13 protein-coding genes are annotated in these 16,320 nt (G+C 35.3%); 5 read left to right on the forward strand and 8 right to left on the reverse strand.

What is annotated here, in order from left to right:
- Positions 1 to 76 precede the first annotated feature (76 nt).
- The 7 genes from ACTQ5K_RS17895 to ACTQ5K_RS17925 all read right to left on the reverse strand — a co-directional run bounded on the left by ACTQ5K_RS17895 (position 77) and on the right by ACTQ5K_RS17925 (position 9,316).
- The gene (locus tag ACTQ5K_RS17895) at positions 77 to 1,936 is read right to left on the reverse strand and encodes a GH32 C-terminal domain-containing protein (RefSeq protein ID WP_081836575.1); all 1,860 of its coding nucleotides are present in this window, start codon (positions 1,934 to 1,936) and stop codon (positions 77 to 79) included.
- Positions 1,937 to 1,973: 37 nt separating this feature from the next.
- Complete coding sequence (locus ACTQ5K_RS17900) at positions 1,974 to 2,942, reverse strand: carbohydrate kinase family protein (RefSeq protein ID WP_031536431.1); 969 nt, start codon at positions 2,940 to 2,942, stop codon at positions 1,974 to 1,976.
- A 95-nt stretch (positions 2,943 to 3,037) separates the two neighbouring features.
- Positions 3,038 to 4,495 carry a glycoside hydrolase family 32 protein gene (locus ACTQ5K_RS17905; protein ID WP_031536430.1) on the reverse strand — a complete coding sequence of 486 codons (1,458 nt, stop codon included), beginning with the start codon at positions 4,493 to 4,495 and terminating at the stop codon, positions 3,038 to 3,040.
- Between the two features lie 14 nt (positions 4,496 to 4,509).
- Positions 4,510 to 6,123: an ABC transporter substrate-binding protein gene (locus ACTQ5K_RS17910; RefSeq protein ID WP_031536429.1), complete on the reverse strand. Its 1,614-nt coding sequence runs from the start codon at positions 6,121 to 6,123 to the stop codon at positions 4,510 to 4,512.
- A gap of 36 nt (positions 6,124 to 6,159) precedes the next feature.
- On the reverse strand, positions 6,160 to 7,038 hold the full coding sequence (locus ACTQ5K_RS17915; RefSeq protein WP_031536428.1) for a carbohydrate ABC transporter permease: 879 nt from the start codon (positions 7,036 to 7,038) through the stop codon (positions 6,160 to 6,162).
- Positions 7,039 to 7,054: 16 nt separating this feature from the next.
- On the reverse strand, positions 7,055 to 7,990 hold the full coding sequence (locus ACTQ5K_RS17920) for an ABC transporter permease (RefSeq protein WP_051640931.1): 936 nt from the start codon (positions 7,988 to 7,990) through the stop codon (positions 7,055 to 7,057).
- A 354-nt stretch (positions 7,991 to 8,344) separates the two neighbouring features.
- Positions 8,345 to 9,316, reverse strand: coding sequence for a LacI family DNA-binding transcriptional regulator (locus ACTQ5K_RS17925; protein WP_031536426.1), 972 nt, complete (start codon positions 9,314 to 9,316; stop codon positions 8,345 to 8,347).
- A gap of 325 nt (positions 9,317 to 9,641) precedes the next feature.
- Between ACTQ5K_RS17925 and ACTQ5K_RS17930 the strand changes: the two genes are divergently transcribed.
- From ACTQ5K_RS17930 to ACTQ5K_RS17950, 5 genes are all read left to right on the forward strand, one after another.
- The gene (locus ACTQ5K_RS17930; RefSeq protein WP_048716732.1) at positions 9,642 to 11,105 is read left to right on the forward strand and encodes a spore germination protein; all 1,464 of its coding nucleotides are present in this window, start codon (positions 9,642 to 9,644) and stop codon (positions 11,103 to 11,105) included.
- A gap of 425 nt (positions 11,106 to 11,530) precedes the next feature.
- Positions 11,531 to 12,532, forward strand: a complete 1,002-nt coding sequence (locus ACTQ5K_RS17935) for a sulfonate ABC transporter substrate-binding protein (RefSeq protein WP_031536423.1) — start codon at positions 11,531 to 11,533, stop codon at positions 12,530 to 12,532.
- On the forward strand, positions 12,529 to 13,311 hold the full coding sequence (gene ssuC / locus ACTQ5K_RS17940) for an aliphatic sulfonate ABC transporter permease SsuC (RefSeq protein ID WP_441994163.1): 783 nt from the start codon (positions 12,529 to 12,531) through the stop codon (positions 13,309 to 13,311). Before ACTQ5K_RS17935 ends, ssuC begins: the two co-directional genes overlap by 4 nt.
- Positions 13,312 to 13,329: 18 nt before the next feature.
- Positions 13,330 to 14,124, forward strand: coding sequence for an ATP-binding cassette domain-containing protein (locus tag ACTQ5K_RS17945; RefSeq protein WP_349204946.1), 795 nt, complete (start codon positions 13,330 to 13,332; stop codon positions 14,122 to 14,124).
- A gap of 237 nt (positions 14,125 to 14,361) precedes the next feature.
- Positions 14,362 to 15,021, forward strand: a complete 660-nt coding sequence (locus ACTQ5K_RS17950) for a YitT family protein (RefSeq protein WP_441994164.1) — start codon at positions 14,362 to 14,364, stop codon at positions 15,019 to 15,021.
- A gap of 35 nt (positions 15,022 to 15,056) precedes the next feature.
- Here the strand turns inward: ACTQ5K_RS17950 and ACTQ5K_RS17955 are convergent, their stop codons facing one another.
- Entirely contained in the window at positions 15,057 to 16,319 is a 1,263-nt protein-coding gene (locus tag ACTQ5K_RS17955) for an MFS transporter (protein WP_239687086.1), read from the reverse strand.
- Position 16,320: the final 1 nt, after the last annotated feature.

Genomic DNA, 16,320 nt, shown 5'->3' on the forward strand with positions numbered 1-16,320 from the left:
ATACACTCTATTTAGATTCAATATGTAAAAGGCACTTTTCCTTTTTTAAGAAAAGTGCTTTTCATATTTTAATTTTTTATTTTACTACCCTTATTCTTATTTCCTTTGTAAGTTCAGTTTCAGGATGCTTAACCTGTATGTTTGTTCCCCCTGGTTTTAATGCTTTAATGAAAATACCTTTTCCATCGCTATCAGACTCCGTTATTTCAATTATGTCTTGTTCATCGATATCCCAACTAAAAGGAGAACTGCTCTTAATCCAATCTGGCTTTAAAATCGCATTAATAGTTTGGGTTTCCCCTTCTTTTAGGGTTAAATATTCCGAACTTACTACTATACGTTCGACTTCATTTTCCTTTGGGCGTTCTCTCCATGTTGAATATAAAGGATAAAAGTCTAGTGAAGCAACCTTCATGCTGCCACCTTTTGCATATAATTCTATTCCGTTGCTCGTAGGCTGGGAATAGATTAAATTCGTAAAGACATATTCCCCATCATTTATAAACACCTCAACAGATGATTCATCAACAAATCCTCTAATCTTTATTCGTTTGTCCTTAACAGGGTAAGGAGTTGTATGGTTATTCCCAAATTGAAAGGGATTCCCATTTCGATCCAATAACGTTTCTAACCCAGCACGAGATCTATCTAAGAATAGTTTATTATCTTTCGTATTTACACCTATAACCGTATTTTCGCCCTCTGATTGTCGAACTCGAATACCGAATTCCTCTACTTTTTCCCATTCCAGCACAGCTTCAAATTCATATGTAGTACCAGAAAAGTCTTCAATAAAGTGCTCCCCATTAACCTCCATAGGATCAAAAGCAATATGATTGACACGTAAACTTTCTAATTCCCTAACAGGTTCTTGAAATAAGTTAATACTTCCATCCTTAACTGTTTTCAGATGTAGTTCACGAGGAATAGACATAGACCCCTTCCATGGTTCCGTTGGCGATTGATAAGGATATCTCCAATTCGCCATCCAACCTAACCAAATTCGGCGACCATCTTTTTCCGGGATATCAGAAAAGGACTGAGCAGCATAAAAGTCTTGCCCAAAATCTGTTGTTAAAATAGTTTCTGGAGCATTATCATTAATAAATTGTGTTCCGTCAAACTCTCCAATAAAATACTGAGCAGTTGATCCATTTGTTTCTTCATTATCTCCAACACTAACTTGCAATACCCATTTCTTATTATTCCCATCACCATCTACAGGCAATTCGAATAAATCAGGACATTCCCATACAGCTGCATGAGATCCCTCCTTATCCCCAAATTGACTCTGAAACTCCCAGTCAATCAAATTATCAGAACGATAAAACGTTACACTTTGATTTGTCGAAACAACCATTATCCATTTTTTTGTAATCTCATGCCAAAATACTTTTGGATCGCGAAAATCCTTTATTCCTGGGTTTGAAATAACCGGGTTTCCTTTATATCTTTCCCATGTTCTCCCATTATCTTTACTATAAGCAATACTTTGGGATTCACCTCCCTCTGTATTTGTATAGATGGCAACAAATCCGGCTTTTCCATCAAAAAATCCTGTGGAATCATTCCAATCCACTACAGCGCTTCCAGATAATGCTTGCCCTAGATGATCATGTTCCAAGGCAATCGGTAAATGTTCCCAATGTAATAAATCCCTGCTCACTGCGTGTGCCCAATTACCATTTTTTTGATGAAATAGATGATACTCTCCCTCAAAAAAGATTAGTCCATTTGGGTCTGCTAAATTTCCTGTAGGTGTTGAAAAGTGATATTGAGGTCGATACAATTCTGTATAATAATCAGAAGTGGCAGCTTCCATATTATCAGGTCTCAATGCATTCAAGTTATTCTCTTCCTTTCCCATTTGGTTGATACTACAGCCAGTTAATAAGCATGTAACGGACCAAAAAACTGTTAATATTCTTTTTTTCAACTTGTTTCTCCCCCTCTCCTCATTTTTAAAAATTCATTTATTCTTCCTTTTTATTGACTACTATAAAGTCTTCGATTTGATGAAGAGTAGGCATGGCAGGAATTCCACCTTTGTTTGTTGCAACATATGCTCCCATCGCATTTCCAAAATCCAAAATCTGCTTTAATATAGCTTCTTTTATATTAAAATCCAATAAATCCCTCTTTAATAATTTATAAAGAACGCCAGCAAGGAATGCATCACCACATCCAGTTGTATCAATAGCTTTTACAGCTGCTCCTGGGACAAATACTAAGCCATCTTCTCCATATGCATAGCTCCCCTTATCTCCCACTGTTACAAAAAGCAGCCGTAAATGAAACTTTTTGTATAACTGCTTTGCTCCAGAAAAAATATCTGTTGTGTTCGTTAAAAATGCTAATTCTTCTCCCGAAACTTTTACTATATCTGCAAAATACAAGAGTGCTTCGATTTGCTCTTTTGCCTCTTCTAAGCTTTGCCATAGTAATGGACGTAGATTGGGATCCAGTGAAATAATCTTATTCTGTTCTTTGGCATAATTTAATGCTAATAAAGTTGCTTCTCTTGATGGCTCATTTGTCATGGATATTGATCCAACCTGTAATATTTTAGCATCAGCTATTAATGATAAGTCCACATCATCCTTAGATAACATCATGTCCGCACCAGGCTGTCTATAAAAATTAAAAGAACGATCTCCCTGATGATCAATATGCACAAAAGCTAGTGTCGTTTTTATTGGGGAATAAACAATTCCATTTGTTTGCACCCCTTTATTCTGTAAAGTAGACACGAGTAATTCACCAAAGTAATCCTTTCCTATACACCCAATAAATTCTGTTCTCATCCCCAAACAAGATAAAGCCACTAGAACATTCCCCGGAGCTCCACCTGGATTGGCAACAAGAATGGGAAACCCTTGTTCATTTTCACCTTGGGGAGTAAAATCAATTAAAATCTCTCCTAACGCTGTTACATCGCTCATTATCTCTACACCACTTTTCTAACTTTTTTCCATTGAATTTCGTATAAAATAGCCAGAGGATAGATTCATCCAATCCCCTGGCTTTCCGTTACATATCAATTTTTAGAAGGAACAGATACCTTTCCATATACTAGATTCACTTCCCCATCTTCTGCAAATAAACATACTCGTTTACTTACTTTATCAGGGAAAATTAAACTTGTTAATGCTTGCTCTCCGCCATTGATAAATAGTTCTAATGAGGCGGAATCTACAATTATTCGTAGATCTAGTGAATGAGAATCCTTAAGACAAACTCGCTGCAATTTAGGAAAATTATCAGAAAAATCAACCACCCCAGATTTTTCACGAGACAGACTTAGTACATTTTCTTTAACATCAATAGTAATTGTTGTATTCTGTGAATCTGTATGTTCTATCGTTAATCCGTACTTATTTGCATTTATATTTTTTAAGGAAAGGATTATCTCGGTGTATTCATAATCTACTTCAAAAATAGTGCTCTCTTTGTCCGAAATAACTGTTTCAGTTCTTTCTTCTTTTCTATCAAAATAGGTATCTAATTCTCTTACTAAATTTTGGACAAGATAATATTCTCCCTTCTTCTCACGAAGTTCTAGTTCTCTAGGGAGAGTCATCTGACTTCTCCATCCTTCTGTTGGAACTTGATTAGCATAACGCCAATTACTCATCCAGCCTAGATAAATTCGTCTTCCATCTGCTTCAGGAATATCAGAAAAACTTACCCCAGCATAGTTATCCTTACCATAGTCTAGCCATTTTATATCTTCATGTTCGGGTGTAAATTCCTTTCCATCAAATGAGCCCACAAAATATTGCGTGCGAGATCCTTTATCATATTGAAGATTATCTCCAATACTGACAATAAGCACCCATTTTTTATTATTTGAATTGTCTATTGATAATTCAAATAAGTCTGGACATTCCCATACCCCTTCGTGACAACCACAATTCTCTCCAAATTCACTTTCAAACTTCCACTCTTTTAAATTTGGAGAGGAATAGAAAGAGATTGATTGTCCTGTAGCTAGAGCCATAATCCACTTTTGAGTTTCTTTATGCCAAAAAACTTTAGGATCTCTAAAATCAGGCTTTGAAGGGTGAGCAAGTACAGGATTACCGTCATATTTAATCCATGATCTTCCCTTATCTATGCTATATGCCAAACTTTGTTTCTGTCCTGCCAGCTTGCCATGAACTTGCTCCAAGTGATGGGTAAAAATAGCCACTAACCCTGGTTCGTCGTTGAAAAAGCCTGTTGTATTATTCCAATCTACAACTATGCTACCTGAAAAAATAGTTCCATTTTCATCAGGATGTAAAGCTATCTCTAATTCATCCCATACGATTAAATCTTTGCTGACTGCATGCCCCCAATGCATTGGCCCCCATGTACTGCCATGTGGATTATATTGATAAAATAAATGATACTCATCTTTAAAAAACACTAAACCATTCGGATCATTCATCCAATTTTTTTTTGGAGAAAAATGCAAGGCTGGTCTGTATTTTTCGAGTTTATTAATCTTCAATTTCATGCCTCCAATTAATTTACTGTTCTATCATATCCTTCTTGCTTAATTTGCAACCAAGTGCTTAAGCCTAGTCTCTCTAGTTCTTTCAAGTAATCTTCCCATTCTTCCTCAATTTTCCCACTACTCATCCATTCCGCTCTTTTTCTATTTACATAAGCAAATAAATCTGTTTCAATTTTTGCCTTTTCATCTGCCTCCTCCAGTGAGAAAAATACGGGTGGATAAAAATTCTCTGCTTTAATATGAGAAACCATATTCTCTTCTAAAATATTTAATCTCCAAGCAGCATCATCTGGTTTTGTTGTATATACACCGTAATATTCATCTAGTATAGCTAATGGACCTGCAACACTCGTTTTTTCTCTTAATTCAACAGGGGCTGTACCGTCTAATGAAAGATGCTTTAACATACCAGCTTCCTTATCCAGTTCAAAAATATTTTGTTGTTTCGTATCACCATATGTTCCCCAGTTATTTTGAACAGATTGTAGTGGTTCATATAGTTGATCAATCCATTTAGCTGTTAACTCTAAATTTTTATTCGCACTTGTGATAACCATTCTTCCCCTATCAAGACCAAAGCCATTTGTTTGCGCAACATTTTTTTCACCAGTAGGTCCTTCTAATGGCGGCATTACATCATAAGTATCATTCATTCCAGTAATATTTCCTTTATCCCAAGTAAAGTAAAGACCGTATTTAGAATCTTTTCCTTTAGCTACATACTTATTCCAATCCTGTTCATATGCTTCTATATCAATTAAGCCTAAATCATTTAGTTCATTAAAGAATTTTAACGCTTCTTTATATCCTTCTTCTGCTGCAGTAAAAATAACTTTCCCTTCATTGGAAACAACCGTATGATCCCAGTTATCTCCTAGACCAAAGGAAGCAAATAAAAAGGCTGGGTCTTCTCCCCCTTGATTTACAATAAAAGATAATGGTATTTCATCTGCTTCTCCATTACCATTTGGATCTTGTGTTTTAAAAGCAAGAAGTACCTCTTTCAGTTCTTCAGTTGTTGTTGGCATTTCCAGCCCTAAATTATTTAGCCATTCTACATTTATCCAAGGAAGGCAATCAACTACTTGAATGCGACTCTTTCCACTGCCAAGCTCTTCAATCCAAGGAAAACTGTATATATGTCCATCTGGTGCTGTAATCATCGATTTATATTCTGGAGCTTCTTCCAGCACCTTTTTAAAATTAGGCATATACTGATCAATTAAATCTTCAACTGGTATGATGGTTCCATCCTTTGCATATTTCAATAAATCATAATCACCAAATGCAGCATCTAAAATGGCGTCTGGCAGGTCTCCGCTTGCTAACGCTAAATTTCGCTTCTCAACAAATTGATCTTTTGTATAGTTTTTCCAATCAATATGAACACCTGTCTGCTCTTCTAATCTTTGATAGATTAGCTTTTCATTAGGGTCTGTTGGTGCCAAAGCAGAGCTCTGTGTCATAAAACGAAGTGTGACTTTCTCTTCCAAAGGAAATGTAACATCTGTTAGTTTTAAGTCTTCTGTTGAAGCACTTTTACTTGCCCTTTCACCACTACAACCTGTTAGAACAAGGCCAGCAACAATAAAAGTTGAAAGAAGCTTATTGATATTCCCCATAAATGAAACCCTCCATATGCTTTTGTTTTTAAAAAATTATTTTAAAGATCCTACCATAACACCTTTTTCAAAGTATTTCTGGAAGAATGGATACATAATTAGAAGTGGTAAGCTTGAAATGACAATTGACGCATATTTTATTTTTTCTGCTAATTTACTTAGCTCTGCCATTGCTAATTGATCACTAATCATTCCAGGCTGAACTTGGTTTTGAATTAGGATGGATCTTAAAACTAGCTGCAATGGATGTAATTCTTGATCCTCTAAGTAAATCATTGCATCAAAGTAGGAATTCCATTGTCCAACAAAAGCATATAAAGCGATTACAAAAATAATCGGTTTAGACAATGGCAAAACTATTTTTAAAAATATTTTCAATTCAGAAGCACCGTCGATTTTAGCTGCCTCAAACAGCTCTTTTGGCAGCCCTTTAAAAAAGGTTCGTGCTAATATAATATTCCAAACACTAATTGCTCCAGGCAAAATAATGGACCAAATAGTATTGAGCATTCCTAAATCCTTCACTACTAAATAGGTAGGAATCAGTCCACCATTAAAAAACATCGTGATTAGGAAGAATATCATAATCACATTCTTCCCTTTAAATCCATCAAGAGAAAGCGGATATGCAGCAAATATCGTGATAATTATTGTGACAATCGTAAAACCTAGTGAATATATAACTGAATTGATAAATCCTTTTATCATTAAATCATCTTGTATAATACGTTTATAACCTTCTAGACTCCAATCAGAGGGATCTAAAGAAAATCCTTTACTAAGCAGAATATTAGGATCTAAAAAGGAAGCCAATAGAATATAAAGTAATGGTAATACAACTATTAAAACAAGTAATATCAAAATTATTTTGTTGCTTAAAAGAAGCATTTTATCTGTTTTTGAATGGTTCTTCATCGGTTATCCCCCCTTTTTAATATAGCCCTTCTCCTTCATTTAACTTCTTCACTACAAAATTCACGAATACTAATAAAACTACGTTAATAACAGAATTAAACAACCCTACCGCTGTGGAATATGCATAATCCCCGGCCTGCAACCCTACTTTATATACATAAGTTGGCAGTATCTCCGAAGTAGGTAGATTCATAGAAGTTTGCATTAAGTAAGCCTTTTCAAATCCTATCGCCATAATTCCCCCTGCCCCTAGAATAAACAACACTGCCATTATTGGTTTAAGAGTAGGCAGATCAATATGTCTTATCCTTTGCAAAAGTGTTGCTCCATCGATTGTTGCAGCATCATGTAATTGAGGATCAACGTTCGCAAGTGCAGCAACATAAATAATGGACGACCATCCCGCCGCTTGCCATATTCCCGATAAAATATAAATAGATCTAAAATATTCAGGATCTGTCATAAATGAAATAGGTTTATCGTTAAATATAGATAATAGTGAATTTATTGGACCTGTTGGTGACATAAAGATAAATAACATTCCTGTAATGACAACAACAGATATAAAATTCGGTGCATACAATATTAACTGGATATTTTTTTTGATAGCAGCTCTCCGTACTTGGTTTATACTAAGTGCTAAAATAATGGGTACCGGAAAGCCCAGTATCAAACCATAAAAACTTAATTTAAGCGTATTAACAAAAATCTCTTTAAAATTTGGCGAAGTTAAAAAATCCTTAAAGTGTGTTAAACCTACCCAATCGCTTCCGATAATTCCCTTCATTGGGCTAAAGTCCTTAAAAGCGATTATTGCTCCATACATTGGGATATATTTAAATACAATTGTTAAAATAATGGCAGGTACTAAAAAAAGATACAAAGCGTAGTTTTTTTTAAAATATTGAATAAAGTTTTCGTTTTTTTTCGCAGGAATAAATTTACCTTCTATTTTATTTGATGTGTTTTTTTTCAATGTTTTTTTTTCAGGTACTGAAATTGACAATTTATTTCGCCTCCTTCTAGAAAAAATATTGAGTTGAGTGAATGTCAACCGCTTGACATATCCTTAAATCTCCTTTCTCAAATCATAAATATATATCGCTTTCACATTTCATTATGTCAACCGCTTGATATTTTTTATTTTAAACGCTTTCATAATATATGTCAACCGCTTGACTTGTTTATTTTTAAAAAATACAATCTAAATTTTTAGATTATATTTTATCAAAGAAAATCCTATCTTATTTGTCTCGTTCGGGAACTAATCTGAATGGGGTCTAAAATCCTTTCATTATCGATTGCATTAGGTCGTCTCATTTTTTAGCAATTGAACAGGTAAAATAACTTCCATTTTTTCATCTTTATTTACTTCATTAATAATGTCCATTAATCTTAATACAGCTGAGTGTGCAATTTCCTCAATTGGTTGTTTAATTGTGGTTAATTGAGGTAACAACCTCCTTACACTTTGCGTGCCATCATACCCTACAACTTTTAATTGATTGGGAATCTGAATTCCTAGTTCACTCGCTACTTTCAAACAAGTTGATGCTATTAAATCATCACTAGCAAAAATCCCATCCGTTTCAGGGTGCTCTATAAATATCTTTTTGATTGTTTCTGCAGTTGCTTCCTCATCAAAAACGCTATTCAATTCATAGGTAATGGGATTAGCTACATGGTCTTCATAGGCTTTTCTTCTATTTTGGGTTGGTGTCTCTAACTCGCTTGGTCCATTTATATGAACAATTGCTTTACAACCTTGATTAAGTAAATGTTGAACAGCCAATTTTCCACCCTCATAGTTATCAGAACCTATTACAGGAATGGTCGGTGATAAGTAATGGTCAATTGCGACAATAGGAAGCTTAGAATTCTTATATATTTCAATTCCACGATTATAGGAACAAACAATAATTCCATCTACTTGATGCCTAATAAGCATCTCTGCATATGAAGTTTCTTTCGCCACTTGTCCTAAACTATTACAGAGAATAACTTTAAACTCATGAGTGGAGCATATATTCTCTATATATAAAGCTAATTCACTAAAAAAGGGATTATTAATTGTCGGCAAAATAAGGCCAATAAAATTGGTCCGTTTTTTAAAAAGAGAGCGTGCTATATCATTAGGATAATAATTTAAATCCTTAATGGCTTGCTCTACTTTTTCTCTTGTTTTTTCACTTATATATCCCCGATTATTCAAAACACGTGAAACCGTTGTTGGTGAAACACCTGCCAACTCTGCTACATCTTCTAATTTTACTTTCATGATTACCACCCGAAAAATCATAAATTATTTTCCACTTAAATTGTATATGTTAACCGTTTTCATACATATTATCACAAACTTGTTCTTTTTGCATCTTTCTTCTACCCAATATATTCCTTCTGCACATCTAATCTAAATCACAAAAGTCGCCTTAAGGCTTAAAGTGATAAAAGGATTTGAAAGTAATTCCTTTTCATTTGTTTTCTAATCAAGGAATATCGAACTTTTACTTCAGAGGTATTATTTTCCTCTCCTATGTCTATTATGAAAAATAGTACATAAAAAGGAAAATCATTCCACAACTGTTTTTATTATGAGGTGAGATATGGAAAACATAAATAAGAAAAAGAAGGTATCCAGTCATTTGGACGAGAATGTAGGATACCTAAAGGAAGAATTGGGTGTTGGCCAAAACTTTGACATGATCCATTTAGATGTCGAATATGCTGGAATCCGAATGGCTATGTTTCTTGTAGATGGATTAGTAAAAGATGATATATTACATTTACTCATGAAGTTCCTTGCAAAAGTAAAAAAAGAGGAATTAAGAAAAGATGTTTTAAATAAATTATTGAGTACCTATATTCCCTATATAGAAATTAGTACAGTTGATGATTTAAATAAAGTTGTCGATAATGTCCTGTCTGGTCCAACAGCTCTGCTTATTGACGGTATTGACGAAGTGCTGTTAATTGATGCCAGAACCTATCCTGTTAGGGGGCCACAAGAGCCTGATACAGAAAGAGTTGTTCGTGGTTCCCGTGATGGATTTGTAGAAACAATTGTCTTTAACACCGCGCTAACAAGAAGAAGGATTAGAGATCGAACGCTGCGAATGGAATTTATGCAAGTAGGGCGTCGTTCTAAAACAGATATCGTTATTTGTTATATTGGTGATATTGCGGACCCAGATATGGTCGAGCAATTAAAGGAAGCTATGTCAAATATTGATACAGATGGATTACCAATGGCTGAAAAAACAATTGAAGAATTTATTTCGGGGAACAACTGGAACCCCTTCCCAAAAGTACGTTATACAGAACGACCTGATACAACAGCCATCCATCTTTTTGAAGGGCATGTATGTATTTTTGTAGATGGCTCCCCATCTGCGATGATTACGCCTGTTACTTTCTGGCATCATTTGCAACATGCTGAAGAATACCGAAACAATCCCCTTGTTGGTGCATATTTACGTTTTGTTCGCTACTTAGGTGTGTTTGCTTCGATTTTCTTATTGCCTTTATGGTATTTAGTAAGTATAGAACCAAGTCTTCTGCCTGGATCTCTATCCTTTTTAGGTCCGAATGAATTAGGGCAGGTCCCATTAATCATTCAGTTTCTTTTAATAGAAGTTGGATTGGATATGCTTCGTATGGCTGCCATTCATACACCTACATCATTAGCAACCGCATTAGGACTTGTGGCTGCCTTAATGATTGGACAAGTAGCAGTGGAGGTTGGGCTTTTTTCAAACGAGGTCATTTTGTATTTTTCCATTGCTGCAATCGGAACTTTTGCGACACCTAGTTATGAGCTTGGTTTAGCAAACAGACTTGTTCGTATTGCTTTATTAATATCTACCGCTATCTTTAGAGTACCAGGATATATCTTTGGTGTAGCTTTATTTATTATCTTCCTTGCGAGAATGAAATCTTTTGGGGTTCCATATCTATGGCCCTTCATTCCATTCAATTACCGTGCAATGAGAGATATTCTTGTCAGAACACCAATTCCTTTGAAAAATCGCCGTCCTCGTATTTTGAATCCTAATGATCCTGATAGATAATTTAGTTCCAGGCCAATCCTGCAAAGAATAAGAATAACAGCCTTGGTTTACCTAAGGCTGTTTTCTTTATGCTTGCAAATCCCTTGAAAGAGGATAATGCCCCATCTACAAAAGCAAGGGTAAAGCCTTATCCCTTTTCTTCCTTCCCCTCTATCCCAAAGACTCCCCTCCCTATCTGATAACCAAAAAGATCGTATTCAAAAAAACTAAACAGGTACCTAATAGTATTCTTTGCATAGTTTATAAAGAACCAATGGCCAGAAAGAATAGGTGGAAATGCTATGTTAAAAAAGGTTTGATGATGGAACGGTCAGCTTTAAAGAGAGAAAAATACATTTTAGTAAATACCGATGCGGAGAATATCATCTTCTACAAGCTTCCTTAACATAGCTAACAAATAAAATAAGAGGAGATGATGCTTCTATATGAAAAAAAGAATGAGATATAAGACAATGGCTCTATTCTTGGGATGGATGCTGCTTTTCTCTACCTTATTGCTTTCTGCTTGTTCCATACCAAATCCACTAGGTGAGAATAGTAGCAATGATAAAGTATTTCGTATAGGTTATCAAAAAAATGGACCATTACTTATTTTGAAGGAACTAGGTACATTAGAAGAACGCTTAGAACCCCTTGGATATAAAGTAGAATGGTATGAATTTCAAGCTGGTCCAGCTTTACTTGAAGCATTAAATACCGGAAGTATAGACTTTGGTCGATCCGGTGATTCTCCTCCAATCTTTGCGCAAGCTTCTGATTCTACCTTACGATATGTTGCTGCAGGAAAATCAAAGTTTGAAGGCTCTGGCATTTTAGTGAAAAATGACTCTTCCATCAAAACATTAGCGGACTTAAAAGGGAAAAAAGTTGGTTTCGCCAAAGGAAGTAGTTCCCATTATTTATTAGTAAATGCTTTAGAAAAAGCTGGTTTAAGCTATAGTGACATAGAACCTGCTTATTTATCGCCTGGCGACGCTAGAATTGCCTTTGAAAAAAAAGAAATTGATGCTTGGGTTGTATGGGATCCTTTTACTGCTGATACCCAGTTACAAGCAGATGCAACACTATTAGTAAATGGAGAAGGCTTAACTAGTGATCGAGATTTCTTCCTAGCTTCCTCTAATTTTCTTCAAGAAAAGGAAGACATCATTAAAGTAGTTATGGAAGAAGTACAAAAATCATGTCAGTGGGCAAATGATCATCCAGAAGATTTAACAAAAATGCTCTCCTCTATTTTGGGTATAGATGAAGCCTCTATGAAAATGGCAGTTGAAAGGAGAGTGTATGGCGTAGAAGAAATAAATGACACGATTATAAAAGAACAGCAAGAAATTGCAGATACCTTTTATACTCTCCAACTTATACCAAAGAAAGTAAAGGTGAGTGAGAACGTTTATACACTAGATTTAAAGGATGAAGAAAATTGAAGAAAACATTTCTCTACTTCATAAAAAAATTATTGCCGTGGGGCATTCCTATTTTACTGCTAATTGGGTGGCAATTGGTTATTAAGACAGGGATTATTTCGTCAAGAATACTTCCAGCTCCATCAGATGTTTATCTGGCTGCCATAAACTTGTTTCAAACTGGAGAACTCACTCATCATGTATGGATTAGTTTATGGAGAGCGTCTATTGGATTTCTGATCGGTGGTACAATTGGATTCGTGTTAGGTCTATTAAACGGCTTATTTCGATTTACGGAGCTATTGCTTGACACTTCTATTCAAATGTTACGAAATATTCCTCATTTAGCTTTAATACCATTAGTCATTCTTTGGTTTGGGATTGGGGAAGAAGCAAAAGTATTTCTCGTAGCTTTAGGGGTTTTATTCCCCGTCTACCTTAATACCTACCATGGTATTAAAACCGTTGATAAAGGGTTAATCGAAATGGGAAGAATGTATGGCCTCAATGGCTTTTCTCTCTTCCTAAATGTTATATTTCCAGGTGCGCTTTCTTCCATCCTTGTAGGTTTACGATTTTCATTAGGAATTATGTGGATTACTTTGATTGTTGCTGAAACAATATCCTCTACTTCTGGGATTGGCTATATGGCAATGAATGCGAGGGAATTTATGAGGATGGATATAATCGTATTAAGTATCCTTTTGTATGCATTACTTGGAAAACTTTCAGATGTAATCGCACGCTTTATGGAAACACGATGGCTTAAATGGCATCCTAGCTACCAAAAACATTCCTAATGAAAGGAGGATTGGAAGATGAGTAAAGAAAAAATATATCTAGAAATGAAAAATCTAGAAAAAAGCTACAATAAGACAAAGGTCTTAAATTCTTTAAATCTCACAATAAATCGAGGCGAATTTATTGCGATTGTCGGAAAAAGCGGATGTGGAAAAAGTACATTATTGCGCTTACTGAGTGGATTAGAAAAACCAACTAAAGGGGAAATACTAATCGACGGGAAACCTTTAAATAGCTTAAACAGTGAAGCCTGTATGATGTTCCAAGATGGTCGCTTACTTCCATGGAAACGAGTCCTAGATAATGTCAAATTAGGGATAAAAGGGATTCACCGTAAGGAAGCAATCCAGGTTTTGCGTGATGTTGGATTAGAAGACAAAAAAGATGAATGGCCTGCAAATCTTTCTGGCGGTCAGAAACAAAGAGTTGCATTAGCTCGATCTCTTATGCATAAACCAAGGTTGCTGTTACTTGATGAACCCCTTGGAGCATTGGATGCTCTTACTCGTCTTGAAATGCAATCCATGATTGAAAATATTCAAATGACCCATGGATTTACCTCCTTATTAGTAACACATGATGTCGAAGAAGCTGTAGCACTTGCAGATCGAGTCATTATTCTTCAAGATGGAGTGATCGCACAAGATATACCAATTGCTTTAGAAAGGTCACGTCAGCGAAATCATACTGTTTTTGCTTCTCTAGTAAACGATATATTGAAAAAAATCCTCCAGCCAACCGATGAAAAGTCCCATCGAACGATAGAGGATGAACGAAACTTAGCATTAAAAACTATTCCAAAACTAAATTAATGAGTATAAAAGGAGGGGTCTGACTATCGTTTGCCCTTCTTCTTTTTCTATCATTAGGCACTTAAAAACCTTAAACTAGCCTTTTATACAAGGTTACCCCCATCATCCAAGATACATTTTACTGATAGTCCTCCCTATTATTATGAAGAAAACCTTATATTAAAGGTCATTCCTTTCTATGTCTCTGCATACACTTGTTATTATAGTGGACATGCATATTAAATGAGGGATGATTTTTTGAGAAAAAAAAAGCCGGTAACTTATTCACCTTATCGATTGAGAAGAATATGTAGAAAATACTCCTTCATTTTGCTAGGAGCAATTATACAAGGATGCGCAATGGGTATATTCCTTTTCCCAAATTCTATTCCTTCAGGAGGAGCTGGCGGTTTAACTGTTCTCTTCCATTATTTTTTTAACATCCCCCTAAGTATTATTCTTTGGATAATAAATGCTTCTATGCTCCTTTTTGCCATCCATTTCTTAGGCAGTAGCAGTGCAGTTGGAACATTATTTGGAATAACAATCACCTCTTTAGTCGTTAACATTTCCCAAACTTATTTGAGTACTCCCTTTTCCAATGTGTGGATGGATATGCTTATTGGATCCTTGATACTGGGAACAGGGATCGGTATTCTATTAAGGCAAGGTGTATCGAATGGTGGAATTGGAGTAATCGCTTTAATCATTTCCAAATATAAAAACATTAACCCAGGGAAACCATTATTTTGGATAAATGGCGTAATATTTGTCATTACTGCTTATATTATTGATTGGCGAATTGTAATACAAGCTCTCGTCTGCCAATGGTTATCTACACAAATTGTTGCATTTCTCTATAATTTAAAAATTCGTCTAACCATATCAACTCCTGCGTTTGCATGGCGAAAAAAATAATAATGCTGTTTGGGAAACATCCCAAAATAGCATTATTATCTGCCTTCAATAGGCTCCAAAAAAGAAATCACTTCTTTTTTTTCCGCTTCTTTTTGGTCTTTTTTCCCCTTTTCTCCCTCTGGCTGTTTTTTATCCTCTACTTTAATTAATAACAAGGCAAGAAGACCCACTACACAAGTAAATCCAGCTATTGATAAAAACATACCTAATCGTGACCAATCCATCAACCTTCCGAAAATTGGTGGACCTATTGCAACTCCTAAGAACCGTACAGAGCCATATAAAGAGGTAACGAATCCTCTTCTTTCTTTGCCTACAGCCCCAGTAATAAAACTATTGATGCAAGGTAAAATCAAACCAGTTCCAACACTGCTGACTGCAAGGACTGCTATAAAAGGTACGAGGCTCTTAAACAAACTCAAAGTCGCATAAGATGCGGTAACAAAAAGAAATCCAAGTACAATTAACTTTTTCATTAGCTTTTGATTTTTGCCTATTTTACTTCCTGTAATATAGGAAGTTGTACACATTACTAATAAGGGAATTGCTAATATTAACCCCTTTATAACACCGTCAATTTTATACGTTTTCTCTAAAGTATCTGATAAATAAAAAAGGATACCAAAGAGTGTAAATAAACAAGTTGCACCTGCTAAGTATGCTGTAAATAACCATTTTCCTTCATGCTTAAAAACACTTAATAACCCTTTAATATATTTGCTTGGGGCAGGAGGTTTTTTACTATGCTCCTTTTCTCTAATGAAAATCCATGACAAAATAATAGATATACATACAACCATCGGAAAAGCAAAAAATACGCCATACCAAACAATTAAGGCAATTGCAGAACCAAGTATCGGAGAAAGTACTTTCCCAAATCCATTTGATGCTTCCACAAGCCCCAAAATCCTACTTTCTTTCGCTCCTTTATATAAATCGGCAGTTAATGCCATTGCTATCGGAGCGGTTCCAGCAGCACCTATCCCTTGTAAGGATCTCCCTACTAAGATCCATGTGTAAGCATGCGAAAATTTGGCTGCAGCAAATCCAGCTACTATTCCACCAATTCCATATAAAAACAAAGCAGGAATAATAACAGACTTTCTCGTGAAACGATCCGATAAATAACCTAAAATCGGAATAAAAAAAGCGGCAACTACTGAAAAAACCGTTATGGTCATACTAGCTTGAAAAGCAGAGAGATTAATTTCAGATTGCATTTTTGGCAATATTGGTATAAGCATGGAATTTCCTAGTGTCATGATGAGCGGAATAGAACCAATCGCTACTGCTGTCATT

Source organism: Niallia sp. Sow4_A1 (genome assembly GCF_052116745.1).
Lineage (GTDB): Bacteria > Bacillota > Bacilli > Bacillales > Cytobacillaceae > Niallia > Niallia hominis.